The organism is Micromonospora sp. ANENR4 (genome assembly GCF_015354395.1).
GTDB classification, from domain to species: domain Bacteria; phylum Actinomycetota; class Actinomycetes; order Mycobacteriales; family Micromonosporaceae; genus Micromonospora; species Micromonospora aurantiaca.
On the sequence record NZ_JADKYQ010000007.1, the window covers coordinates 232,077 to 255,216 of the forward strand.

General features: G+C 71.9%; 19 protein-coding genes. 6 read left to right on the forward strand and 13 right to left on the reverse strand.

Translation table 11 applies throughout. The features are described 5' to 3' along the window. Positions 1 to 11: 11 nt before the first annotated feature. Both IRY44_RS14520 and IRY44_RS14525 read right to left on the reverse strand, forming a co-directional pair. Positions 12 to 653, reverse strand: a complete 642-nt coding sequence (locus IRY44_RS14520; protein ID WP_194800923.1) for a sugar transferase — start codon at positions 651 to 653, stop codon at positions 12 to 14. Continuing rightward, complete coding sequence (locus IRY44_RS14525) at positions 650 to 1,870, reverse strand: glycosyltransferase family 4 protein (RefSeq protein WP_228532076.1); 1,221 nt, start codon at positions 1,868 to 1,870, stop codon at positions 650 to 652. The genes IRY44_RS14520 and IRY44_RS14525 overlap by 4 nt, the downstream gene beginning before the upstream one ends. Before the next feature lie 356 nt (positions 1,871 to 2,226). On the opposite strand from IRY44_RS14525, the gene IRY44_RS14530 reads away from it, so the two are divergent. Next, entirely contained in the window at positions 2,227 to 3,123 is an 897-nt protein-coding gene (locus IRY44_RS14530; RefSeq protein WP_269696501.1) for an NAD(P)-dependent oxidoreductase, read from the forward strand. 30 nt (positions 3,124 to 3,153) lie between these two features. Here the strand turns inward: IRY44_RS14530 and IRY44_RS14535 are convergent, their stop codons facing one another. From IRY44_RS14535 to IRY44_RS14550, 4 genes are all read right to left on the reverse strand, one after another. Continuing rightward, positions 3,154 to 4,413, reverse strand: coding sequence for a glycosyltransferase family 4 protein (locus IRY44_RS14535; protein ID WP_228532077.1), 1,260 nt, complete (start codon positions 4,411 to 4,413; stop codon positions 3,154 to 3,156). 10 nt (positions 4,414 to 4,423) lie between these two features. Beyond that, the gene (locus IRY44_RS14540) at positions 4,424 to 5,554 is read right to left on the reverse strand and encodes a DegT/DnrJ/EryC1/StrS aminotransferase family protein (RefSeq protein ID WP_194800925.1); all 1,131 of its coding nucleotides are present in this window, start codon (positions 5,552 to 5,554) and stop codon (positions 4,424 to 4,426) included. A gap of 166 nt (positions 5,555 to 5,720) precedes the next feature. Next, positions 5,721 to 6,803 carry a GNAT family N-acetyltransferase gene (locus IRY44_RS14545; protein WP_194800926.1) on the reverse strand — a complete coding sequence of 361 codons (1,083 nt, stop codon included), beginning with the start codon at positions 6,801 to 6,803 and terminating at the stop codon, positions 5,721 to 5,723. A gap of 111 nt (positions 6,804 to 6,914) precedes the next feature. Next, entirely contained in the window at positions 6,915 to 7,346 is a 432-nt protein-coding gene (locus IRY44_RS14550) for a hypothetical protein (RefSeq protein WP_194800927.1), read from the reverse strand. Positions 7,347 to 7,493: 147 nt separating this feature from the next. On the opposite strand from IRY44_RS14550, the gene IRY44_RS14555 reads away from it, so the two are divergent. Further along, positions 7,494 to 8,507, forward strand: coding sequence for a DUF389 domain-containing protein (locus IRY44_RS14555; protein WP_194800928.1), 1,014 nt, complete (start codon positions 7,494 to 7,496; stop codon positions 8,505 to 8,507). Between the two features lie 39 nt (positions 8,508 to 8,546). Here IRY44_RS14555 and IRY44_RS14560 read toward each other — a convergent pair whose 3' ends face one another. Then, complete coding sequence (locus IRY44_RS14560) at positions 8,547 to 10,991, reverse strand: Tex family protein (RefSeq protein WP_370584939.1); 2,445 nt, start codon at positions 10,989 to 10,991, stop codon at positions 8,547 to 8,549. A gap of 101 nt (positions 10,992 to 11,092) precedes the next feature. Here IRY44_RS14560 and IRY44_RS14565 point away from each other — a divergent pair, with 101 nt between their 5' ends. After that, positions 11,093 to 12,604, forward strand: a complete 1,512-nt coding sequence (locus IRY44_RS14565) for a deoxyguanosinetriphosphate triphosphohydrolase family protein (RefSeq protein ID WP_194800930.1) — start codon at positions 11,093 to 11,095, stop codon at positions 12,602 to 12,604. A gap of 49 nt (positions 12,605 to 12,653) precedes the next feature. On the opposite strand, the gene IRY44_RS14570 is transcribed toward IRY44_RS14565, so the two are convergent. The 5 genes from IRY44_RS14570 to IRY44_RS14590 all read right to left on the reverse strand — a co-directional run bounded on the left by IRY44_RS14570 (position 12,654) and on the right by IRY44_RS14590 (position 17,915). Continuing rightward, entirely contained in the window at positions 12,654 to 13,799 is a 1,146-nt protein-coding gene (locus tag IRY44_RS14570; protein ID WP_194800931.1) for an MBL fold metallo-hydrolase, read from the reverse strand. Positions 13,800 to 13,897: 98 nt separating this feature from the next. Then, positions 13,898 to 14,842: an SDR family NAD(P)-dependent oxidoreductase gene (locus tag IRY44_RS14575; RefSeq protein WP_194800932.1), complete on the reverse strand. Its 945-nt coding sequence runs from the start codon at positions 14,840 to 14,842 to the stop codon at positions 13,898 to 13,900. Further along, positions 14,839 to 16,023 (reverse strand): zinc-dependent alcohol dehydrogenase, encoded by a 1,185-nt coding sequence (locus tag IRY44_RS14580; protein WP_194800933.1) that lies wholly within the window; start codon positions 16,021 to 16,023, stop codon positions 14,839 to 14,841. Before IRY44_RS14580 ends, IRY44_RS14575 begins: the two co-directional genes overlap by 4 nt. Before the next feature lie 73 nt (positions 16,024 to 16,096). After that, positions 16,097 to 16,669, reverse strand: a complete 573-nt coding sequence (locus tag IRY44_RS14585) for an isoquinoline 1-oxidoreductase (protein ID WP_194800934.1) — start codon at positions 16,667 to 16,669, stop codon at positions 16,097 to 16,099. Between the two features lie 22 nt (positions 16,670 to 16,691). Beyond that, the gene (locus tag IRY44_RS14590; protein WP_194800935.1) at positions 16,692 to 17,915 is read right to left on the reverse strand and encodes an oxygenase MpaB family protein; all 1,224 of its coding nucleotides are present in this window, start codon (positions 17,913 to 17,915) and stop codon (positions 16,692 to 16,694) included. 155 nt (positions 17,916 to 18,070) lie between these two features. On the opposite strand from IRY44_RS14590, the gene IRY44_RS14595 reads away from it, so the two are divergent. After that, a complete protein-coding gene (locus IRY44_RS14595; RefSeq protein WP_228532141.1) occupies positions 18,071 to 18,820 on the forward strand; it encodes an SDR family NAD(P)-dependent oxidoreductase in 750 nt (249 codons plus the stop codon). Between the two features lie 204 nt (positions 18,821 to 19,024). Further along, the gene (locus IRY44_RS14600; RefSeq protein ID WP_194800937.1) at positions 19,025 to 20,887 is read left to right on the forward strand and encodes a long-chain fatty acid--CoA ligase; all 1,863 of its coding nucleotides are present in this window, start codon (positions 19,025 to 19,027) and stop codon (positions 20,885 to 20,887) included. On the opposite strand, the gene IRY44_RS14605 is transcribed toward IRY44_RS14600, so the two are convergent. After that, complete coding sequence (locus IRY44_RS14605; RefSeq protein ID WP_194800938.1) at positions 20,795 to 21,766, reverse strand: oxygenase MpaB family protein; 972 nt, start codon at positions 21,764 to 21,766, stop codon at positions 20,795 to 20,797. The two genes, IRY44_RS14600 and IRY44_RS14605, sit on opposite strands and share 93 nt — an antisense overlap. 153 nt (positions 21,767 to 21,919) lie before the next feature. On the opposite strand from IRY44_RS14605, the gene IRY44_RS14610 reads away from it, so the two are divergent. Then, the gene (locus tag IRY44_RS14610) at positions 21,920 to 23,137 is read left to right on the forward strand and encodes an oxygenase MpaB family protein (RefSeq protein ID WP_194800939.1); all 1,218 of its coding nucleotides are present in this window, start codon (positions 21,920 to 21,922) and stop codon (positions 23,135 to 23,137) included. The last annotated feature ends 3 nt before the right edge of the window (positions 23,138 to 23,140 follow it).

Here is a 23,140-nt window from a genome sequence, read left to right on the forward strand (position 1 = left end):
GGAGCGTCCGATCATCGAACGCAGGTGAGGCGCCGCTCCTCGTCGAGATCGAGCATCTCCGACGAAGGATCGACGGACACCCCGGAAGCCCGCAGAACCTTGCCGACCGTTCGGGCGAGGATCCGTAGGTCGAGCCAGAGCGACCAACCGAGGACGTATCGGACGTCGAGTTCCAGGCGATCGGTCCAGCCAAGACCGTTGCGCCCGTTGACCTGGGCGAGACCGGTGATACCCGGTTGGACGGCGAACCGCAGCCGCTCCCGCTCCGTGTACCAGGGGTCGTAGCGCAGGAGGAGGGGGCGTGGCCCGACCAGGCTGAGGTCACCGCGGAGCACGTTGACCAGTTGGGGCAGCTCGTCGATGCTCAACCGACGCAGCGTACGACCAACGCCCCGGCAGCGGACCCCGTCCGGCAGCAGCCGACCGTGCGCGTCGCGTTCGTCAGACATCGTCCGCAGCTTGAGGACACGAATCCGGCGTTCGTGGCGGCCGGTACGCTCCTGCCGAAAGAACACCGGAGCTCCGAACTGGGCCAGCACCAACAGCGCGGCGACCGCCAGGACCGGTGCGGTCAGCACGAGGACGACCAGGGCCACGGTGACGTCGATGACCCGCTTGATCCGCCGCTCGACCGTGCGACGAGGACCGGTCACCGGGCCAGCACCTTTCCGGTTGCCGGCGGTGCGTACTCCTGTGGTGACCCGCCGATCCCCGCGGCATACTCGACGATCTCGGCCATCCGCACCGCTGAGATCCGGTTGTCGAAGTGCTGCCACGACCGTTCGCGAGCCCGCACCCCGCGCTCGGCGAGCCCACCCGACCGGAACTCCGTGTGCGCGTGCGCGAGGGCCCGGGCCAGCATCATCACGTCGTCCCGGGGCACCACCCACCCGCACGTCTCGTCCACCGTCTCCGGCAGCCCGCCGGCGTCGCTGACGATGCTCGGCACGTCCAGCAGCGCCGCCTCGGGTGGTGCGCCGTGTCCCTCGCTGAGCGACGGGCTGACGCTGAGATCCGCCGCCCGGTAGTAGGACCGCACGTCGTCGGCGGTGTCAATCCAGCGCACGGACGGGTCGTCGGCAAGGCCGAAGCGGCGGATGAGATCCTGCCGATGCTCCTCGCCGGCCTCGTCCGAGCCGCCGCCGACCAGCATCAGCACCGCGTCGGGATGCCCGGACCGAAACTTCTGCCAAGCCGCGAGCAGCACGTCGTGTCCCTTGAACGCGCGGTTGCGGTGGGCAGCGAGCTTCCGGGGCGGGTACACGTACGCCACCATGATCACCACGAACTGGTCGGGCGTGAGCCCGAGGTCCGCTCGGGCCTTCGCTCGGGCCTCCGCGCGTGTCGCCGCCGTGTCGTCGGGCAGGTCGGCGGTCGCCCAAGCCAGATTGAGCCCGCTTGTCACGGCTGGTCGACGCGACGCCGGCACGCCCAACTCGCCGTAGCGGTGGGAGGTGTACCGGGTGCCACAGATGATCACGCGGTCCAGCCGCCAGAGCACGCGTTCGACGACGCGGACCGCCCGCGACTCCAGGAAGGCGGGGCCGGCGACGAACTGCACCCGCGCCAGCGGCAGGCCGACAGTGGCCAATCGCGCGGCCAGGGTCGCCGCGTACAGGTGGTGGTAGAGCACCTGCACACGGAGACGGCGGACCAGGCGGCGGAGCTGCCAGAGCTGCACCACTGTGGCCGGTGTGGGCCGGAAGCGGAACGAGAAGGGCGACGCGACCGTGCGGATGCCCGCCTCGGCCAAGCGGGCGTTCAGACGACCACCTGGCGGACAGATCACCACGACGACGTGACCGCGGTCGCGTAGAGCGCACGCCTGCGGGATGGTCCACAGTCCGCCGTAGTTGGTCTTGACGATCAAGGCGACACGCAGCGTCCGGCCCCCCGGTGCGTCGTCCTCGGGAGAGTGCGGAGGGACCGGCTTCACCGAGCCGCCTCCGGCCGCTCGGAACCAGAACGAACCTGTTCTATCAGCATCTGGGGTCTTCTCTTACATGGTTCGGTTTGCATGGTTTGCACCCGATCAGTGGGTTGCTGGGGAGCTATGACAGATAAAACGAGACACGAAGGCTTTAGTAACTAATGCCGGAGCCTTCCGTTGGCCCTGCCGAGGGTGGACGTGACCGGTGTGCGTCGTCTCCGGGCAGCGCAGGTCCCATCAGCTCCGACCCGGTCAGAAGCGGGCCGGCTGGCGAACGGGGAGATTCTGTGAGAACCGTGCTGCTCTTCGGCGCGACCGGCTTCGTGGGTCGCCACGTGAGTGCGACACTCGCCCCGGCGTACGCCGTTGTCCGTCCGAGCCGCGCCGGGTGCGACCTGGTCCGTGCCACGACGGATGAGCTGGTGGAACTGATCCGGATTCATCAGCCTGTCGCTGTGGTGAACTGCGCGGGCCGGCTGACCGGGACCGACGCCGACATGGTCGCAGCTCATACACTCGTGACCGCCAGGCTCATCGAGGCCGTGGCGACCGCCGCACCCCGGGCCAGGCTGGTGCGACTCGGATCGGCCGGGGAGTACGGTGCTGTTCCTGCCGGTACCGCCGTACCGGAGACCTGGCCCGCCGAACCCGTGAGCGGATACGGACTGAGCCATCTGGCCGCCACCCGGCTGATGGATCTCGCTGTCGCAGCGGGTCGGCTGGACGGCGTCGTGCTCCGAGTGTTCAACCCCATCGGCCCAGGGCTGTCGGTGGAGAGCGTGCTGGGCCGGGCGGTACGCCTGCTCCGGCGGTCCGGACTGGTACACGGCGATTCGGAGATCACGCTAGGGCCGCTAGACGCGTACCGGGACTTCGTGGACGTGCGGGATGTCGCGCACGCGGTGGCCGCCGTCGTTGCGGCGCCGACCGTGCCGCACCGCTTGCTCAATGTCGGCACCGGCCGGGCGGTGCAGGTGCGCGCAGTGGTCAGAGCCCTGGCCGGTGTCGCCGGATTCACCGGCGCGGTCCGGGAGGCTGCGCCGACCGGAGGCGGTCGTCGATCGGTCGGGGTGCCGTGGATGTGTGCCGACATCTCCGCCATCCGTCAGCTCGGCTGGAATCCACACCACGAGCTGAACGACACGGTGAAGGCTGTCTGGGCAGCCGTTTCCGACTCGACCGTTGACGACTGACGCCGCCTCGGATCGTCTGGGTACAGGCCCTCAGGCCGTCCGGTCCGAGGGCCGGACGGCATCCGGGACGGCGGCGGGCCGAGGCAGTGATCGGCGGTCGGTCATCAGGTTACGGGCCGCCCGGTAGAACTCCGTGCGGCGTACCGCCAGTCGGTCCGCGGCGAACGCGCGGGCGACGTCGAGGTTGCGCCGTGAGGCGGCGGCCAAGCCCTCCGGGTCCGCCAGGACCCGGCCCAGCACTGCAGCCAAATCGTCCGGATCGCCGGGGCGGAACAGCATCTGCGGGGGCAGAAGCTCCGGGATACCGCCGACGTCGGAGGCCACGGCCGGTAGTCCACGGGCCATCGCCTCGATCAGTGCGCGGGGAAGACCTTCCGTCCGGGACGGCATGACCAGCAGGTCAGCGGCGTCGAGTTGATTCCGGAGCCCTTCGACCGTGGGGATCCAGCCGGCGAAGGTGATCCGGTCGCGCACTCCCAACCGGTCGGCGAGCTCCTCCAGCGTGGGCTGGTAACGGCCGGGGCCGATGTGTACGTGGCGGACCGACGGATCCAACTGCGGGATGGCCTTGATCAGAATGTCGATCCCCTTGTAGAGCTGCTCCAGCGAGCCCACTGACACGAGCGTCATCGGCCCGTCCGCTGATCGCCGGCCACGGGGCTGTGGCACGTACGCCTCCGGCGGGAGGTTCACCGAGCTGATGCCGGTGCAGAGCGTGCCGGGCCGGGTCGGGTAACGGGCCTGGAGGGAACGGCTCGTCTCGTAGGACACCGCTACCGCCGAGCGGCACTGCCGCTCAAGGTTGCGTGTGCTCCACACACGTAGAAAGGGCCGCAGCGGATGCTCGATCACCCCCGGGGCGAAGACGGCGTGGGGGTCGCCGATGACCTCCATGGCGTAGCGGAGCCCACGTCGAGTGATGTGCCGATGCATCAGCGTGGCGATGGTCGACGGCGCTCTCAGCAGCACCGCCTCCGCGTCGGCTGCGATCGCCCGTACTGTCCTGTCGATCCGTGGCAGCTGCCGCAAGTACTGCTGAGGGCCCTCGTAGTAGGGGAGCGGGGCCACGGTTACTCTCTCGCCGTCCACGCGCAGGGCGTTCGGCGGAATCTCCCCGACGTCCCGCGCGCGGGCCACGACCTGTACTTCGTCGAAGGCGACCAGGTAGCGCGACCAGAGTGCGTAGTCGGTGCCGAATGTGACCCAGAACTGGTTGTCGGGAGTGCGGACGAATCGGCACTCCTCCGTGATGGTTAGCCGCACAGCAGTCCTTCCGATGGAGAGTCGCAAGCTCTGCCGATCACACGTTGAGCAGGAAATCACTGATCGTGTCGTCGATCAGTCGGGCCTCGCCTGCAGTGAGGTTGGAGCCGCTGGGCAACGCGAGCCCGCGGTCGAAAAGCCGCTCCGCGGCTCCGGTGGTGATGCTCCGGGCGTGCCGGAAAACCGGTTGCAGGTGCATCGGCTTCCATACTGGACGGGTCTCGATTCCGCGCTGTGCCAGATGCGCGGCAAGATCGGACGCCTGCCAACCGGCCTGATCGGGATCGACCACGATGACCGTCAGCCAGCAATTGGCCGCCGGATCGGCATCGTTGAGCAGGCGCACTCCCGGGCTGGCGGCGAAGAGTTTGGCATACCGCTCCCGGGTCTCACGGCGTCGCGTGATCATCTGGTCCAGCCGACGCAGTTGGGCGCGGCCCAGAGCGGCCAGGAGATTGCTGAGCCGGTAGTTGTAACCGACCTCGGTGTGCTCATAGTGCACCGTCTCCTGCCGTGCCTGGGTCGCGAGGTACCGGCAGCGCGCGATGAGTGCCTGGTCGTCGGAGACGAGCATTCCTCCGCCGGATGTGGTGAGGATCTTGTTTCCGTTGAACGAGAAGGCGGCGATTCGGCCGAACGACCCAGCTGGCCGGCCCTCGTGGGTGGCGCCCAGCGATTCGGCGGCGTCGGCCACCACCGGCACACCCGCCGCCGCGCACGCCGGAAGCAGCGACGAGTAGTCCGCGCAGGCGCCGAAGAGGTCGACCGGCACCACTGCTGCGACCTGGGCGTCCTCGGCGCGCAGCCGGTCCAGGGCATCGCGGAGCAGGGGCACGTCGATGTTGCCGGTGGTTGGATCGCAATCCACAAAAACCGGTTCCGCGCCGGTGTAGACCACGGCGTTCGCCGTTGCGGCGAAGGTCAGGGTCGGGACCACGACCACCGTGCCCGGCCGGGCGCCGACGCCGAGCAGCGCGAGATGCAGGGCCGCCGTACCGGAACTGACCGCGACTGCGTGTCTGCGTCCCGCCCGCTGCGCAATCTCCTGCTCGAAGGCGTCGAGGTCGGGCCCGACCGGCGCGACCCAGCCGGAGCGCAGAGCCGACGACAGGTACGACTCCTCGAGCGGGCCGACATCCGGTGGAGATAGGAATACGTGAACGCCCATGACGCTCCAATGCGATTTTGGGACCGCCACCATTGTTCACCACAATCGGCCCCGCCGGTTGCTGTTCGGGTTGTTGAGATAATCGTTTCAACGCCGTCACCCAATAAGCTGTCCGTTCGTTGAGCGAATGCTTGGCGGCGCCATTCGGAAAACTTCTCGTACGGCGTCAGTTCGCGTCGGGCAACGCGCTCCGGTACTCGGGAAAGAAGTCTGGCGACGCCGGCCAAGCCGGATCCCGCCGGACGGCCTCCTCCCGGTGAGCGGCACACAGGCGCCGGTAGACGGGTTCGTCGAGCACCCGGGTGCCGAGGTGGAACGGGACGAGCCCGTGGGGAGCGAAGGAGCGCTTGTAGCGAAAGATCCCGTCGTCCGGTGCGTATCCGCCGCCCAGGACGAACCGGGTCCGGCGCTGGGACCGACCCCAACGGCAGATCTCGAACTTGAGCAGGTCGTTCGGTCGCAGGTCGAACGCGTCCTGGTCGGTGCCGCCGAGGTAGGAGTAAAGGCTCCGTGCGGACAACAGCACCAACTCGGTGGAGACGACCCGTCCTTCGTGCAGCGCGTGGAAGAACGCAAACTGTCCCGGCAGTTCGCGGACGATCGTGGTGAAGAAGCCACGCGGGAAGTAATAGCCGCTTGTCGCCGCCCGCCGATCCATGGTGCTCTGGTAGATCCGTAGGAAGTCGTCGAGCCGCGCGCCGGCGAGGTCGACCTCGACGGTCACTCCGTTCCGGCGGGCCTTGTTGACGTTCTTCCGCACCTTGTGGTCGAACTCCCGCCACATGTCCTCGTCGCTGGTCCGCAGGTCACGCACCACGTTCAACTGCTTCTCCTGGACCGGGCCCGGCGGGGAGAGCCGCTCGTCCTCGAATAGCGACAGTCGGGTGACCTCGGACACCACGTGGCGGCGGGCGCAGAAGGCGTCGAACGACTCCCAGAACTCCTTGGCCTCCCGCTCGTCCGTGTCCTCCTGGAAGGCGCCGCCATAGCCGTACGGACTGGTGATGTCGTGATACCGGCCAGGTGGCAGGTCCAGGTGTGGCGCGTCAACGGGACGGAGCAGGAACGGATACAGCACGAAACCGTGCTCGGTCCGGGCGTACGCGGCCAGCGGCTCGTCCTGCGGCCCGGCGAAGAGCCGGAGGTAGGCCGGGTGGGCGAAGACCTCACGCCGGTCCCAGTCGCGGTGCAGAGCGCGCCAGCGCTCGTCGTCCGCCGGCTTGCGGGCGTCCAGGATCTCCAGTCGCATCTGCGCTCCCCGTCGCCTGGCCACGGCCGCCCCGCTGGCGGCCGGCCACGTGTCGTCCGTTCTGGGTAACGAGGATCGGCCGGGACGGTGTCGACAGGTGACCGGGCCGGGTCAGGGCCAGTCGTCGCCCGCTTCGAGGCGCGCGCCGAGCAACGCCGTCAGCGGAAGGGACTCCCCGTCGCGCCCGCCGCGGCCGATGACTAGTGACGGCGTGGACGGCTCCGGCCGGGCGCCGAGCAGCCGGGCGCGCAGCCCGGCCGGCACGGTCAGCAGGTAGTAGCGGCCCTCGGTGTCCACCGCCCGGCTCCGGGCCCGGTCCACGTACCAGCCGACCAGCGGGGTGCGGTAACGGCCGCGTCCGCTGTAGGGCGTGGCCACGAGCCGCTCGGTGCGCAGGCCGCGCCGGGCGGCCTCGGCCGCGAACCGGGCGACCAACTCCGCGGCTTCGGCCTGCTCCGCGGCGCGCTGCCGGGCGTCGGCCTCGGCGTGCGCCCGCACCGCGTGGCGTCGCCGCTCCCGCCACCGCTCGTCGTCGGCACCCACGACCGCGAGGGTACGCCCACAGCCGCGCCCGCCCCGCGGCCGCTCCGGGCGGGGGAGGCGTGCCGGGCCGTCGCGCGACCTCCTGCCGCCCTCGCGCGGATCGTCTAGAGTGCTGACGTCCGTCGCGCCCATCGAGGAGCCTGGTCCGTGCTGCACATCCGGGTGATCGCACCAGCGGACCGCTCGTCCGACATCGCCGACATGCTTACCGCGGAGCCCGGCGTGACCCACCTGGTGGTGTTGCCGGGCGCGGCCCGTCAGCCGGCCGGCGACTACATCACCTGCGACGTGGTCCGGGAGAGCGCCGACGGTGTCCTGCGCCGGCTGCGGGAGATGGGGGTCGAGGCGCGCGGGGCGATCGCCGCCGACGACGTGGAGCTGACCCTCTCGGCCGCAGCGGACCGGGCCGCCGAGGCGGCCCCGGGCCACGGTGACGACGCCCTGATCTGGGACGAGGTCGCCGCGAAGACGGGTGAGCAGACGGTGCTCACCGGTATCTTCCTGGCGCTGATCGTCGTCGCCACCATGATCGCCGGCATCGGCGTGCTGCTCGACCAGCCCATCCTCATCGTCGGCGCGATGGTCGTCGGCCCGGAGTTCGGCCCGCTCGCGGCGCTATGCGTGGCGCTGCTGCGCGGCAAGGGGGGCGTCGTCGTCCGGTCGGTGCAGGCGCTCGTTGTCGGCTTCGTGGCGGCGATGCTCGCCACCGTGGTCAGCACCTGGGCGCTGGACGCGGCCGGTCTGGTGAGCCGGGAGATGCTGCTGGCCGAGCGGCCGTTGACGGACTTCATCTGGCGCCCGGACGCCCTGTCGTGGGTGGTCGGCCTGCTCGCCGGCATCGCCGGGATGCTGTCGCTGACCTCGAAGAAGTCCGGCTCCCTGGTCGGCGTCCTGATCTCGGTGACCACCGTGCCGGCGGCCGCGAACGTGGCGGTCGCCGCCGCGTACGGCGTCTGGCACGAGGCGGCCGGTTCCGCGCTCCAGTTGGTCGTCAACCTGGCCGCCATCGTGCTGGCGGGTCTGCTCACGCTGCTGGTCCAGCGCTCCTGGTGGCGGCGTGTGGCGCGGCGGTCCCGGCAGCCGGTGCCCCGGCAGCGGGCCGACCGTGACCCGGCGTCCGCCCGGACCGATCCGTCGTCGGGCGGGCACCGGTCGAGCTGACTCGTTCGTGACGTCAGCCCGACCGGCGGCCGCGGACCGTCAGGCCAGGCCGGCGCGGCGCAGCGCCTCGGCCATGGCGTCGTTCACCGGTGCCGCCGATCCGCCGCCTCGTCCCTGCCGCTGCGACGGACCACCGCGTGAGCCGCCCCGTTCGCCCTGGCCGCCACGCCGGGCGCCGGCGTCGCCGCGCTGTCCGCCGCGGTCACCCCGCTGCCCACCGCCGTCGCCGCGCTGCCCGCCACCGCGCCGGCCGCCGCGCTCCTCGCCGCCCGGACCCTTGGCGGCGGGACGGCCACCGGCCGGCGCCTCGTCGTCCAGCCGCAGCGTCAGCGAGATCCGCTTGCGCGGCACGTCCACGTCGAGTACCCGGACCTTCACCACGTCGCCGGACTTCACCACGTCGCGCGGGTCCTTCACGAAGGTGTGCGACATGGCCGAGACGTGCACCAGTCCGTCCTGGTGCACGCCCACGTCGACGAACGCGCCGAACGCGGCCACGTTCGTCACCACGCCCTCCAGCACCATGCCGGGCGTCAGGTCGCTGATCTTCTCCACGCCCTCGACGAACGTCGCGGTACGGAACTCCGGACGCGGGTCGCGGCCCGGCTTCTCCAGCTCGGCCAGGATGTCGGTGACGGTGGGCAGGCCGAACGTCTCGTCGACGAAGTCGGTCGCGCGCAGGCCGCGCAGGATGGCCGACCTGCCGATCAGCGCGCGCAGGTCCTGCCCGGTGGAGGAGAGGATGCGGCGCACCACCGGGTACGACTCCGGGTGCACGCTGGAGGAGTCCAGCGGGTCGTCGCCGCCGGGGATGCGCAGGAAGCCGGCGCACTGCTCGAACGCCTTCGGCCCGAGCCGCGGCACCTTCTTCAGCTCCGCCCGGGTGCGGAACGGCCCGTTGGCGTCGCGGTGCAGCACGATGTTCTCGGCCAGCCCGGCGCCGATGCCGGACACCCGGGTGAGCAGCGGCGCGGAGGCGGTGTTGACATCCACGCCGACCGCGTTGACGCAGTCCTCGACCACCGCGTCGAGCGAGCGGGACAGCTTCACCTCGGACAGGTCGTGCTGGTACTGCCCGACACCGATCGACCGCGGGTCGATCTTCACCAGCTCGGCCAGCGGGTCCTGGAGGCGACGGGCGATCGACACCGCACCGCGCAGCGAGACGTCCAGGCCGGGCAGCTCCTGCGAGGCGTACGCGGAGGCGGAGTAGACCGACGCACCGGCCTCGGAGACCACCACCTTCGTCAGCTTCAGTTCCGGGTGCCGCTTGATCAGGTCACCGGCGAGCTTGTCGGTCTCCCGGCTGGCGGTGCCGTTGCCGATCGCGACCAGCTCGACGCCGTGCGCGGCGGCGAGCGTGGCGAGCGTGTGCAGCGAGGCGTCCCACTGCCGGCGCGGCTCGTGCGGATAGATCGTGTCGGTGGCGACCACCTTGCCGGTGGCGTCGACCACCGCCACCTTCACACCGGTCCGCAGGCCCGGGTCGAGGCCCATCGTCGCCCGCGCCCCGGCCGGCGCGGCCAGCAGCAGGTCGCGCAGGTTGGTGGCGAAGACCCGGACGGCCTCCTCCTCGGCCGCCTGCCACAGCCGCATCCGCAGGTCGGCGCCGAGGTGGATGAGGATCCGGGTACGCCAGGCCCAGCGCACCGTGTCGGCCAGCCACTTGTCGGCGGGCCGCCCCTGGTCGCTGATGCCGAAGCGTCCGGCCACGGCGGCCTCGTAGCGGCTCGGTCCGGTGGCGTCGGCGTCGCCGTCGGCCTCCGGGTCCATGGTCAGCTCCAGCACGCCCTCCTTCTCGCCCCGGAACACGGCGAGGATGCGGTGCGAGGGCAGCTTCGGGTACGGCTCGGCGAAGTCGAAGTAGTCGGCGAACTTCGCGCCCGCGGTCTCCTGGCCGTCGCGTACCCGGGAGACCAGCCGGCCCCGCGACCACATCTGCTCGCGCAGCGTGCCGATCAGGTCGGCGTCCTCGGCGAAGCGCTCGATCAGGATGGCCCGCGCCCCGTCCAGGGCGGCAGCGGCGTCCGCGACGCCCCTGTCCGGGTCGGCGAACCCGGCGGCGACCGTCTTCGGGTCCTGCGCCGGGTCGGCCAGGAGCGTGTCCGCGAGCGGCTCCAGCCCGGCCTCGCGGGCGATCTGCGCGCGGGTGCGCCGTTTCGGCTTGTAGGGCAGGTAGATGTCCTCCAGGCGGGACTTGGAGTCGGCGGCGAGGATCTGCGCCTCCAGCGCCTCGTCGAGCTTGCCCTGACTGCGGATCGACTCCAGCACCGCCGCGCGACGCTCGTCCAGCTCGCGCAGGTAGCGCAGCCGCTCCTCCAGCGTGCGCAGCTGCGCGTCGTCGAGCAGGCCGGTGGCCTCCTTGCGGTAGCGGGCGATGAACGGCACTGTGGCGCCGCCGTCGAGCAGCTCGACTGCCGCCCGTACCTGCCGTTCGGCGACGCCGAGTTCCTCGGCGATCCGCTGGTGCACAGACTGGGTCACGATTGTCATCCGCCTTCTCGGGTGGTTTCCGCCCTGCATTGTGCCGTTCGCCTCCGACCGGCTGTGCCCGGCCCGCCGCCGGCTGCGCTAGCGTGGCGATCATGGAGGCACCTGCGGATCCGCGGGCCCGGCGGCTGTTCGGCGGCAGCGCCCGGGCGCTCGGCGACCTGGCCGCCGGCCCGTTCCGGGCCGACCGGGACCGGATCGTCGGCTCGCCGTTCTTCACCCGGCTGGGCGGGGTGACCCAGGTGATCAGCCCGGGCGGGTCCGGGCTGCTCGTGCACAACCGGCTCACCCACAGCCTGAAGGTGGCCCAGGTGGCCCGGGCGATCGCCGAGCGGCTCATCGCCGACCCGGCCGATCGGGACCTGCTGGACAAGCTCGGCGGCTGCGACCCGGAGGTGGTGGAGGCCGCCGCGCTCGCGCACGACCTCGGGCACCCGCCGTTCGGGCACCTGGGGGAGCGGGTGCTCGACCGGCTGGCCCGCCAGCGGCTCGGGCTGGCCGACGGCTTCGAGGGCAACGCCCAGTCGTACCGGATCGTCACCAGCACCGAGATCCGCGGCGCGGCGACCACCGGCTTGGACCTGACCGCGGCGGTCCGGGCGGCCATGCTGAAGTATCCGTGGACCCGGCTGGACCACCCCGATCCGCATCCGCGTCACCTCGACCCCGCGCCCCGGGGCGCGGCGGCTCCGCCGGAGGATCCGGAGAGCGGTTCGGTGAAGTTCGGCGCGTACCGCACCGAGCTGGACGACCTGCGTCAGGCGCGGGAGCCGTTCGCCGGGCGCATCCCGGACTGGCAGCAGACGCCCGAGGCGTCGGTGATGGACACGGCCGACGACATCGCCTACGCGATCCACGACGTCGAGGACTTCTACCGCGTCGGAGTGCTCCAGCAGGGCGCTGTGGCGGCCGAGCTGATGGCCTGGCAGCGCGAGTGCGGGCACCTGCGGTCGATCACCGCGCCCGCGTTGGAGGCGGCGGGCCGGCGGCCGGGAGCGGCGATCGAGCGGCTGCGCCGGCAACTGCACCGCAAGGACGCCTGGATCGCCGACGACGAGGCGTTCGCCGCCGCTGTCGAGCACGTACGCGAGGAACTGGTGGAAGGGCTGCTCGCGCTGCCGTTCGACGGCTCGATCGAGGCGGAGCAGTACGTGGCCCGGTTCTCCGCCCGCTGGACCACCCGCTTCGTGGACGCCATCACCGTCACCCCGGAGCCGCACGTCCGCTCCGGATACGTGCTGCTGGCCAAGGCGCAGTGGCACGAGGTGCAGGTGCTCAAGTTCGTGCACCACCGGTTCGTGCTGGCCCGCCCGGACCTGGCCCTGCACCAGCGCGGCCAGGCCCGGCTGCTGGGCACGCTGGTGGAGGCGCTCTGGGAGTGGCTGCTGGACCCGGACGAGGAGTCCCGGCTGCCGCGCCGCCTGCACGACCTGGTGGAGCTGGCCGAGGCGGAGCTGCACCCGCGTACCCCGGACCGGATCGGCCGGGCCCGTGGCCGGGCGATCATCGACTTCGTCGCGCAGCTCACCGACGGTCAGGCGGTGGCGATGCTCGACGCGTTGTCGGGCCGCTCCGGCGCGCTGTGGACGGACGCCTTCGTGCTCTGAGCCGGCTCAGAGCACGAAGGCGGCAGCGCCACCCAGGGACAGCTCCGGGTCAGGCGACCGACTGCCACCACCCGTCCACCGCCGGCGGCTCGTCGACCACCACCCGCTCACCGGGACGCGGCACCGCGAGCCGCACGTCGCGCGCCTTCGCCTCGGCCCAGAGCCGGTCCACCGGCTCGGACCAGTCGTGCAGGGCCAGGTTGAACGTGCCCCAGTGCACCGGCACCAGCAGCCCGCCGCGTACGTCGAGGTGGGCGGCGACCGCCTCCTCCGGGAACATGTGGATGTGCGGCCACGCCCGGTCGTACGCGCCGATCTGCATGAGCGTCAGGTCGAACGGGCCGTGCTCGGCGCCGATCGCGGCGTACCCGTCGAAGTAGCCGGAGTCGCCGGTGTAGAAGACCTTCCGGTGCGTGCCGGTGATCGTCCAGGAGCTCCAGAGCGTGCCGTCGCGGCGCAGCCCGCGCCCGGAGAAGTGCTGCGCGGCGGTCGCGGTGAGCGTCAGGCTGCCGGCCCGGTGGCTCTCCGACCAGTCCAGCTCGACGATGCGGTGCTCGGGTACGCCCCAGCGGGCCAGGTGGGCGCCGACGCCCAGCGGCACCACGAACGGCGCGGACTGGAGGTCGGCCAGCGTGCGGACGGTCTCCATGTCGAGGTGGTCGTAGTGGTCGTGCGAGATCAGCACCGCGTCGAGCGGGGGCAGGTCGGTCAGGCGGACCGGCGGCTCGTGGATGCGCCGGGGGCCGACCAGCCCGGACGGGGAGCACCTGTCGCTCCACACCGGGTCGAGCAGCACCCGGTGTCCCTCGATCTCGACGAGCGTGGAGGCGTGGCCGTACCAGACGACGTTCAGCTCGCGCGCCGGGTCGGTGGCCGGTGCGGCGCCGGGGCGCAGCAGCGGCACCGGGCTGCCCGGCCGCCGCTTCTGCTTGCCGAAGATCAGCTCCCGGAGCAGGTTGCGGCCCGGGTCGGCGACCATCGTGGCGCTGGCGCCGGCCGGGTTGTGGAAGGTGCCGTCGCGGAAGCGCGGTGACCGGGCCGCCCGTTCCGCCCGATTGCCGGTGAGCCGGCCGCCGAGCTGCGCCGGTACGTCCCGCGCCGCCCAGGCCAGCCCGGCGACGGCGGCCAGCCCGGCGAGCTTCCACACCCGCCCGCCGCGCGTCCGGTCCGGTTCCTGCCCCGTTGCCTGCCCCATGCTTATCCCTCCGCCGTGTCCCGCCGTACACGGTAACCACAGTCGTCCCGGCCCGCCCACGCGACGGCCCGCCCGCGCGACAGCCACCCCCGCGACGGTCAGGGCACCCGGCGGCGCACCGCGGACGCCACTGTCGCCGCGCGTCCGCCCACGGCCCGGACCACCTGGGACACGTCGGGCAGCCAACCGCCCCGGACCGCCTCGCCAGCCGGGTTGGGCGTGAACACGATGCCCTGGTGCGCGGCGACGGGCGTCCGGGTCAGCCCGGCCCGGCGCATCAGCGGCCCGACCAGCACGTCGTACACGCCGGGCAGGACGGTGAACCCGAAGCGCATGACCACGTTGAGCCGGCCCACCGACACCTCCCGACGCGGCCGGTCGAGGCATCCGACGATGGCCCGCGCCACCCGTTCGGGCGAGGCGATCGGGGGCGGCGGCCGGCCGATCCGGCCCAGGTAGTTGGCCGCCTGCCGGTAGACGGGCGTGTCGACGCTGCCCGGGTTGACCAGGCAGATCGCGACGCCCGGCGTCTCCCGCGCCTCCTGCTGGAGCGTGCGGGCCAGTCCCTGCAGGCCCCACTTGGCGGCCACGTAGCCGCTCATGTAGGGCGCGGTGATGTGCCCGAGCACCGAGCCGGTGAGCACGAGCGTGCCGCCGCCGGCGTCCCGGAACCGGCGCAGCGCCTCCCGGGCCACCGCCGCGGCGGCCAGCAGGTCGGTGCGGACCACCTGCTCGAACACCTCGGCCGGCGTCTCGTCGAAGCGGCCGTAGGACATCACCGCGGCGGTGTGCACCCAGGCGTCGACGCGGCCGAACTCGGCCTGCGCCGCGTCGGCGAGCGCGGCCAACGCGCCGGGCTCGGTCACGTCCATCGGTACGGCGATCGCCCGCGCGCCCGCCGCCCGGCACTCGTCGCGCACCTCGTCGAGCGTGGCGGGGGAGCGGGCCGCGAGGACCAGCCGGTCCCCGCGGCCCGCCAGCTCCCTGGCGGTCGCCCGGCCGATCCCGCTGGTCGCGCCGGTGACGACCACCGTCCGGGTCACGGCGCGAGCACGACCTTGACGCAGCCGTCCTCCTTCTTCTGGAACATCTCGTACGCCTGCGGCGCGTCGGTCAGCGGCAGCCGGTGGGTCCGCAGGTCCTCCACGCCCAGCGGGTCGTCGTCGCGCTCCAGCAGCGGGATGATCTCGTCGACCCAGCGCCGCACGTGGCACTGGCCCATGCGTAGCTGGATGCCCCTGTCGAACATCTCCATCAGCGGCATCGGGTCCTGCTCGCCGCCGTACACGCCGGAGATCGACACGGTGCCGCCGCGCCGTACCGCCTTGAGCGCGGCGTGCAGCACCACGAGCCGGTCCACGCCGGCCTTGTCGGTCATGGCCTGGGCCAGCTTGTCCGGCAGCAGCCCGGCGGCGGTCTGGGCCATCTTGCCCAGCGGCGCGCCGTGCGCCTCCATGCCGACCGCGTCGATCACCGCGTCCGGGCCGCGCCCGTCGACCAGGTCGATGAGCGTTCCGGGTACGTCGTCGAGCTGGCTGACGTCGAGCACCTCGATGCCGTGGCGGCGGGCCATCTCCAGCCGCTCCGGCACCAGGTCGAGCCCGATCACCCGGCCGGCGCCGAGGTGGCGGCCGATCCGGGCGCTGAACTGCCCGACCGGGCCGAGCCCGAACACGGCGAGCGTGCCGCCGGGCGGGACGTCGGCGTACTTCACCGCCTGCCAGGCGGTGGGCAGGATGTCGGAGAGGTATAGCCAGCGCTCGTCCGGGCCGCTGTCCGGGATCTTGATCGGGCCGAACTGGGCCTGCGGGACGCGCAGGTACTCGGCCTGGCCGCCGGGGACCGAGCCGTACAGCGAGGTGTAGCCGAACAGGGACGCGCCCTTGCCCTGGCTGGTCACCTGCGTGGTCTCGCACTGCGCGTAGAGCTGCCGTTCGCACATCCAGCACGAGCCGCAGGAGATGTTGAACGGGACGACCACCCGGTCGCCCTTCTTGAGCCGGGTCACGCCGGGCCCGACCTCCTCGACGACGCCCATCGGCTCGTGCCCGAGGATGTCGCCGGGCTTCAGGTACGGCCCGAGCACCTCGTACAGGTGCAGGTCGGAACCGCAGATGGCGGTCGAGGTGAGCCGGACGATCGCGTCGGTCGGCTCCTCGATCCGGGGGTCCGGGACGTCCTCGACGCGGACGTCCCGCTTGCCGTGCCAGGTCAGTGCCTTCATGCCTGTCTGTCCCCTCTCCGGTGCCGTCCATCGGACTGCTACCCGGCAGAGGGCCGTTGAATCGGCGGCGCGGTCACCGTGACGTGAGGTCGACAGTCACCGCGATGGTGCTGGTGCTGGCCGCGGTGGCGGCGAGGGCGCCGATGTCGAGGCGGCGGCCGGCGCGGTCGGTGACGGCGCCGGCCGTGAGCCGCAGGCCGGCGACGGGCGTACCGAGCGCCGCCGACGCGGCCTCCAGCAGCCGCCGCCGGGCCACCGCCACGGCGACCCGGACCGGGGTACGGGTTCCGACGGCCGGATGGGGTGCGCCACGCGCCCGGCCCGCTGCCGGCCGTGGCGGTGGCACACGAACGCGGCGGCGCGGCACCGACAGCCCGTCGGCGATCAGTTCGGCGGCCGAGGTGTCGCGGTCGTACCGGTCCGGCGGCAGCGTGAACGACACGGTCCCGTCCGGGCCGACCTCGACGGAGATCAGTGCCGCCCCGGGCAGGGCCGCCGCCGTCATGATCTCGCCGAGGCCGAGCAGTCCGGCCACGTCCGGCGACGGCGTCCGGGCGGCCGGGTACGCGGCGCTGAGTTCGGCCGCGGCCACGAGGACCGGCGCGGCCAGCACGTACCCCAGGAACGGGGGGAGGGGCGCGGTCATGGTGCCCACCGCGACGCGGTGGTCAGAACTCGCGGTTGCCGAGCGGGATCTCGATGTTTATGGACTGCCCCTCGGAGAGGAACAGCAGGGCGAGCTTGCGCAGGAACTCGTCGAACAACCAGTAGCACTCCGGTGCGAGCGGGAACGGCAGCAGCGCCTCGCGGACCGCGATGAACGGACCCCAGCTCGTCCGCAGCAGCGTGTCCCAGAGCAGGTCGCGCGGGATCTCCAGCCAGTTGGCGATCTGGTTGCCGAGCATGAACCGGGTGAACGAGCCGAGGATGGGCTTGCTGAGCAGCCCGGCGTCGATCTCCTTGCCGAGGCCGAGCAGGATGTCGGCGAGCGCGTTGCCCTCGCGGGTGGGCGCGAGGATCGGGTCGAGGACCTCGCCGGCCTGGGAGTTCGCCTCGCTCCACGTGGCGGGGATGTACTCGTCCCTGATGCCGAGCATGTGCGCGGCCACCTGCCACAGGTGCAGGAAGGCGGTCGACTCGGCGGCGGGGATCGGCACCCGCCAGTCGGTCAGCTTCCGCATCACAGTGGTCGGCAGGCTGTGCCAGGTGACCATCATGTCGCGCTGGCTGATCGGGATGTCCTCGGGCGCGACGTCGGCCCACTCGGGCGACTGCGGCAGGAGGTGACGCACACCGGCGTGCGCGAGCCGGGTCTTCACGGCGGTCACGATCATCGAGCCGTCGGGCTGGTAGGCGTTTGCGGTGCCGATGTCGTACCCGAGCTTGGCGGTCTTGGAGATGCGGTCCTTCATGTCCGCGCCGCCCTTGGAGTAGTAGACGGCGCGCGCCTCCTTCGGGATGACGGTGCTCATCATGCCGCTGGCCAGGCCGTAGAGCACGCCGAGGTAGAGGCCGCGCTTCTCGTTGAAGCGCACGGCGGTGGCCAGCTTGCCCTGGTCCACCCAGGACGGCAGCACGCGTGCGCGTTCGATGAACGCGCGGACGTCCGCCGGGAGGCCGGAGGGCAGCGGCTGGCCGTTCTTCGTCCACGTCCGCAGCAGCTGGTTGACCAGTGGTGCCTCGCCCCGGTCCAGGAGGGAGGCGACGAGTGGGTCGGCCTCCTCGTCCCACACCCAGCGGGGGTCCACGCCCGCGCCGGCGCCGGCCACTGATCCCGTCGGAGACCAGGTCCACGCCGACCGGGCCTGTGCCGGAGCGGCGACGCTGAACGCGCCGAGCGCTCCCAGTGCCCCGCCGGCCTTCAACATCTTGCGCCTGCTTACCGGTTCCACGCTCACTCCTCGGGGTCGAGGCCACTGATACGGTGAAACAAATGTTGCGCCCGTGTATCACATGAGAGCACGTGGTAACGGTGTCCACAAGGCTCATGACGACATCTGTCGATGGTTTGCGATGAGGGGAGTCCACGGTGGCGGTGGTCGAGGGGATGCTGTCGGGCAGGGTCGCGTGGGTGACCGGAGCCAGCCAGGGCGTCGGCGCGGCGATCGCCGAAGGGCTGGCGCGGGCCGGCGCGTCGGTGATCCTCCAGTCCCGGCGGCCGGACGCGCTGGACGAGGTGCGGGACCGGATCGCGGCCGGCGGCGGCACGGCGGCTGTGGTCGCCGGGGACGTCGCGGACGAGTCCGCCGCCGACGCCGTCGTCGGCCTCGCGCGGCAGCGCTGGGGCCGGTTGGACGTCCTCGTCAACAACGCCGGCATCAGCCCGGCGCTGCACCGCAGCGAGCGGCTGAGTCTCGGTGACTGGCGGCAGGTGATCGACACCAACCTGTCCGGCGTGTTCGTCTGCGCCCGCGCGGCCGGTGCGCTCATGGTCGAACAGGGCGCGGGCAGCATCGTCAACATGTCCTCCGTGCACGGTCAGGTCGGCTTCCCGCGCCTGGCCGCGTACAGCGCCAGCAAGGGCGGCGTCGAGCAGCTCACCCGCACGCTGGCGCTGGAGTGGGCGGCGGCCGGCGTGCGCGTCAACGCGGTCGCGCCCGGCTACCTGGAGACCCCGATGACGGAGGGGCTACGCGGCCACGAGCAGTGGTCGAAGCGGTTGCGCGACCGCATCCCGATGGGCCGCTTCGGCCGTCCCGAGGAGGTGGTCGGCGCGGTGCTGTTCCTGGCCTCGGACGCCGCGAGCTACGTCACCGGCAGCGTGCTGCACGTGGACGGTGGCTGGACCGCGCAGTGACCGGCGACCCGCTTGGTTAGTCCCGGTTCGTCGCCGGATCATTGATGCGGCTCGTTTCAGGCGCGATTCACCGGCACTTCTTCCCAGAAAGTTAACCCTCGTTTACAGTGCTGCCATCGGCTGCGGAACCCGAGCGGGCACCACGGCGAGGGGTGCGGCCAGCCCTGCCACCACCAGGCCCGGTTGCGTGTGAAGGAGTAGCCCATGGACCCCGCCGACGTCCTCGCCGAGGACTGCGCCAAGAAAGCCGCCGACCTGACCGTCCCGGCGCTGCTGCACCGTAACGCCACCGAGTACGCCGACCTGCCTGCCCTGACCACGCTCGGCCGGGACGACACCCGCACCTGGGCGCAGCTGCGCGACGAGGTCGCCGAGCTGTCCGCCGGCCTGGCCGAGATCGGCCTGGAGGCCGGGCGGCACATGCTGATCATGATGTCCGGCCGCACCGAGCACTGGCTGGTCGACCTCGCCGCGGTCCACCTGGGCGCGGTGCCGTCCACGATCTACCCGACGCTCAGCGCCGAGCAGATGCGCTACCTGGCCCGGCACAGCGCCGCCCAGGTGCTCGTGCTGGAAGGTCCGGCGGAGCTGGAGCGCTGGCGGCCGATCCTGGCCGAGCTGCCGGACCTGCTCCGGGTGGTGCTGGTGGACGAGCCCGCCGAAGCGGCCACCGACACGGTGCCGCTGTCGCGCGTGCGTACCCTCGGCCGGGCCGCCCGCGAGGCGGACCCGGACGCCTTCGAACGGTGCTGGCGCACGATCCGGCCCGAGCAGCCGGTGACGCTGCTCTACACGTCCGGGACGACTGGTGACCCGAAGGGCGTCGTGCTCAGCCACCACAACGTGATCTACCAGGCGGTGGCGCTGGACGCGATGGTGTCCGTCCCCGACCACGCGCCGACTGTGGCCTACCTGCCGCTCGCGCACATCGCCGAACGGTTCCTCGGCATCTACAACCCGATCTACCGCGCCGGGCACGTGACCATCTGCCCCGACGCCACACAGCTCGTCGCGGCGCTGCGCACCGTCGGTCCCGCCTCGTTCTTCGGGGTGCCGCGGGTCTGGGAGAAGATGGCCGCCGGCGTCCAGGCCCACCTGGCCGCCGCCGAGCCCGCGGTTCGCGCCGCCGTCGCCGCCGCGACCGCGGTGACCCTGGAGGCGTACGAGCTGCGCGCGGCCGGGAAGCCGGTGCCGGACGAGCTGGCCGCCCGGGTGGCGCAGGCCCGGGACACCGTGCTGCGACCGCTGCAGGCGAGCCTCGGTCTGCAGAACATGACCTGGCCCGGCAGCGGCGCCGCCCCGATCCCGGTGGACGTGCTGCGGTTCCTCGCCGGGCTCGGCATCGACGTGCTGGAGGTGTGGGGTCTGACCGAGACCACCGGCACCGCCACCCTCAACACCCCCTACTGCTTCCGCACCGGGACGGTCGGCCGCCCGAACGTGGGCATGGAGGTACGCCTCGCCGACGACGGCGAGATCCTCGTCCGGGGTCCGCTGGTCTGCTCCGGCTACCTGCGCGAGGACGGCGGCGTCGAGCCGGTGGTCGACGCGGACGGCTGGCTGGCGACAGGTGACGTCGGGACGCTCGACGAGGACGGGTTCCTCACCATCACCGACCGCAAGAAGGAACTCATCATCACGTCCAGCGGGAAGAACATTTCACCGGCGCAGATCGAGAACCTGCTGCGGGCGCACCCGCTCATCGGCCAGGCGGTCGCGATCGGCGACCGGCGGCCGTACGTCACGGCGCTGATAGTGCTGGACGAGGAGGTGGCGCCCCAGTGGGCGCGTACGCACGGCATCAGCGACCCGCGGCTGCCCGCGCTGGCCTCGGATCCGGTGCTGCGGGCCGAGATCCAGGCCGCTGTGGACGCGGCGAACGCGCGGCTGGCCCGGCCCGAGCAGGTAAAGACGTTCCAGGTGCTGCCGTCGGCGTGGACGCCGGAGTCGGGCGAGCTGACCCCGACGCTGAAGCTACGGCGCCGGGTCGTCGTCGACCGGTACGGCGACCGGATCGACGCCCTCTACCGGCCGGGTGACGCGGTGGCGGAGCCCGTCACGGAGTAGCGCCGGGTCGATGCCGGGCGGGGGTGGCGGCGCGCCGAGATCGGCGGGCCGGTACCCCCGCGGGTAGCCGGGATAGGTGCGGTTGCGCGGCGCGCGGGTCAGCCGGCTCACCGTTCGCGCGGGCAGCAGCCGCACCACGGCGGCCCGGGCGCGCAGCGCGCCGCCGACCAGCGCGGTCAGCGGTCGCGGCGCGGCCGGCAGCCCGAAGGCGGCCCGCATCTCGGGCGGCAGCAGTGCGCGCACCGCGAGCCGCGCGGCCGGGCGCAGCGGCGCCGGGTACCAGGACGCGAACAGGTCCAGCGTGTACGCCGCGACCCGCTCGTTGCTCGGCGTGCGGCGGAACGTCTCCCGCTCGTACGCGTCCTTGACGGCGCGGAACGCGTCGAAGTCCGCCGGGACGTCCCGGATGCCCATGCGCGCGCCGAGCGCGCGGTAGTAGTGGAACGCGGCCAGCCGCTCGTGCTCGTGCAGCGGGCGCCAGCCGTACCGGTCCAGCCAGTCGATCGGCTCGTAGACGAACGTGGACAGCACGTAGCGCATGTCGTCGTTCGAGATCGCGTACCGGCCGTGCGCCCGGTTGACCACCCGCAGCGCCTCCCGGCCGCGCGGCGAGTCGTAGCCGTGCTCCAGCAGCTCGGCCATCAGCAGCGCGGTGTCGTCGTAGCGCTGCTGCGCCCGCAACCGGAACTCGCCTGTCGCGTCGAGCAGCGCGGAGATGCTCGGCACGCAATACGTGCGCAGCAGCGCCAGCTCCAGCGCCCGCTGGTAGTCGAAGGGGAACTCGTACCCGGCGGAGAGCCGGTAGATCTCGTGGTGGTCGTGGACCGGATCGAGCGTCTCGATCCGGCGCAACCAGCGGTACCGCCCCTCACGAGCCATCGCCACCACCCCCACCGTCCACCCTTGCCGATGCAGTCAAGCTCCTCTATGTTAATAGAAAATCACATCCCCGGATAACTCGAAACCTGCTTGTGCGCACCTCACGGGCCGGTGTTCAGGGCGATGTCCGGTCGAAACCGGGAAGTGGTGCTAATGGAGAATCTCAGTAGACGAAGCGTCCTGACGCTCGGTGCCGCGCTGGGACTGGTAGCCGTGGCGGACGCCCCGAAGGCGTGGGCGTGGTCGTCGTCCGGCTCGATCGCCGGAACCGACACGGTGACCGACCCGTGGGACGTCTGGGACGACGACACCGACCCGCTCGTCGCCTCGCTGCTGGACGCCGGTCAGATCCCGGCGGTGAACACCGCGTTCGCGTCCTGGATCCGCAACGGCGACGCGCTGCCCGCCGGCCTGCCCTCGGCGCTCACCACCTATCTGCGGCGCGTCAACACGCTGCCGTCCTGGGCCGATCAGGCCAAGCTGGACCGCGCCGCCCAGTTCAACAAGCGCATGAGCATGTACCTGTTCCTGCTCTACGGCCTGGGCAGCGGGATCATGAGCACGGTGATCCCGCGCGAGGCCCGCAACGTCTACTGGTCCGAGGGCGGCGCGGACATGAAGTCGCGCGCCGCGAAGACCTTCACCTACGGCTACGACCTGAGCGCCCCCGACGCGTTCAAGGCCACCGGCAGCTTCGTGGTCACCTCGCACAAGACGCGGCTCACCCACGCGGCCGTACGGCACCTGCTGCCGCAGTCCGCGCCGTGGCGCGGCGTCACCGACCACCCGATCCCGATCAGCAACGGCGACATCCTCATCACCTTCCACAGCCTCGGCACGTACGTGCACCGCAAGCTGCTCGACTGGCGTCGCTGGGGACTGCGGATGTCGGCCGCGGAGGAGGAGGCCTACCTGCACATGTGGCAGGTCGCGCTGCACCTGCTCGGGGTCCGCGACGAGTTCATCCCGAACAGCTGGGCCGCCGCCGAGGAGCAGTCCCGGTACGCGCTGTCCCCGCTCCTCGCGCCGACACCCGAGGGCATCGACCTGGCCGACATCCTGCTGAACCTGACGTCCTCGGTGGACCTGGGCGTCACCCGGGGATTCCAGCGGGAGTTCGCCCGCTACGTGCTCACCGACCGCATCGGCGACTGGCTGCGGCTGCCGCGCGACTACATCTCCCGGGGCGTGATCGAGGCCGGATGGCCCACGTACGTGATGTTCCGCGAAGGGCTCTCGCCGCTCATGCCGGAGACGTTCGGCCTGTTCGACAGGTTCATCCGCGGGCTGGCGATGCTGTTCCTCAACAACGGCTCGTCCGCGTCGCACACCCCGATCACGATCCCGGTCATGAACCGGCCGGGCACCTGAGTC

Bases quoted from the DNA above. Each gene is read 5' to 3' on its own strand.
- IRY44_RS14570 (WP_194800931.1), bottom strand. From the start codon at position 13,799: ATGGGGCAGGCAACGGGGCAGGAACCGGACCGGACGCGCGGCGGGCGG.
- IRY44_RS14545 (WP_194800926.1), bottom strand. From the start codon at position 6,803: ATGCGACTGGAGATCCTGGACGCCCGCAAGCCGGCGGACGACGAGCGC.
- IRY44_RS14610 (WP_194800939.1), top strand. From the start codon at position 21,920: ATGGAGAATCTCAGTAGACGAAGCGTCCTGACGCTCGGTGCCGCGCTG.
- IRY44_RS14605 (WP_194800938.1), bottom strand. From the start codon at position 21,766: ATGGCTCGTGAGGGGCGGTACCGCTGGTTGCGCCGGATCGAGACGCTC.
- IRY44_RS14595 (WP_228532141.1), top strand. From the start codon at position 18,071: ATGCTGTCGGGCAGGGTCGCGTGGGTGACCGGAGCCAGCCAGGGCGTC.
- IRY44_RS14600 (WP_194800937.1), top strand. From the start codon at position 19,025: ATGGACCCCGCCGACGTCCTCGCCGAGGACTGCGCCAAGAAAGCCGCC.
- IRY44_RS14565 (WP_194800930.1), top strand. From the start codon at position 11,093: ATGGAGGCACCTGCGGATCCGCGGGCCCGGCGGCTGTTCGGCGGCAGC.
- IRY44_RS14580 (WP_194800933.1), bottom strand. From the start codon at position 16,023: ATGAAGGCACTGACCTGGCACGGCAAGCGGGACGTCCGCGTCGAGGAC.
- IRY44_RS14585 (WP_194800934.1), bottom strand. From the start codon at position 16,669: ATGACCGCGCCCCTCCCCCCGTTCCTGGGGTACGTGCTGGCCGCGCCG.
- IRY44_RS14540 (WP_194800925.1), bottom strand. From the start codon at position 5,554: ATGGGCGTTCACGTATTCCTATCTCCACCGGATGTCGGCCCGCTCGAG.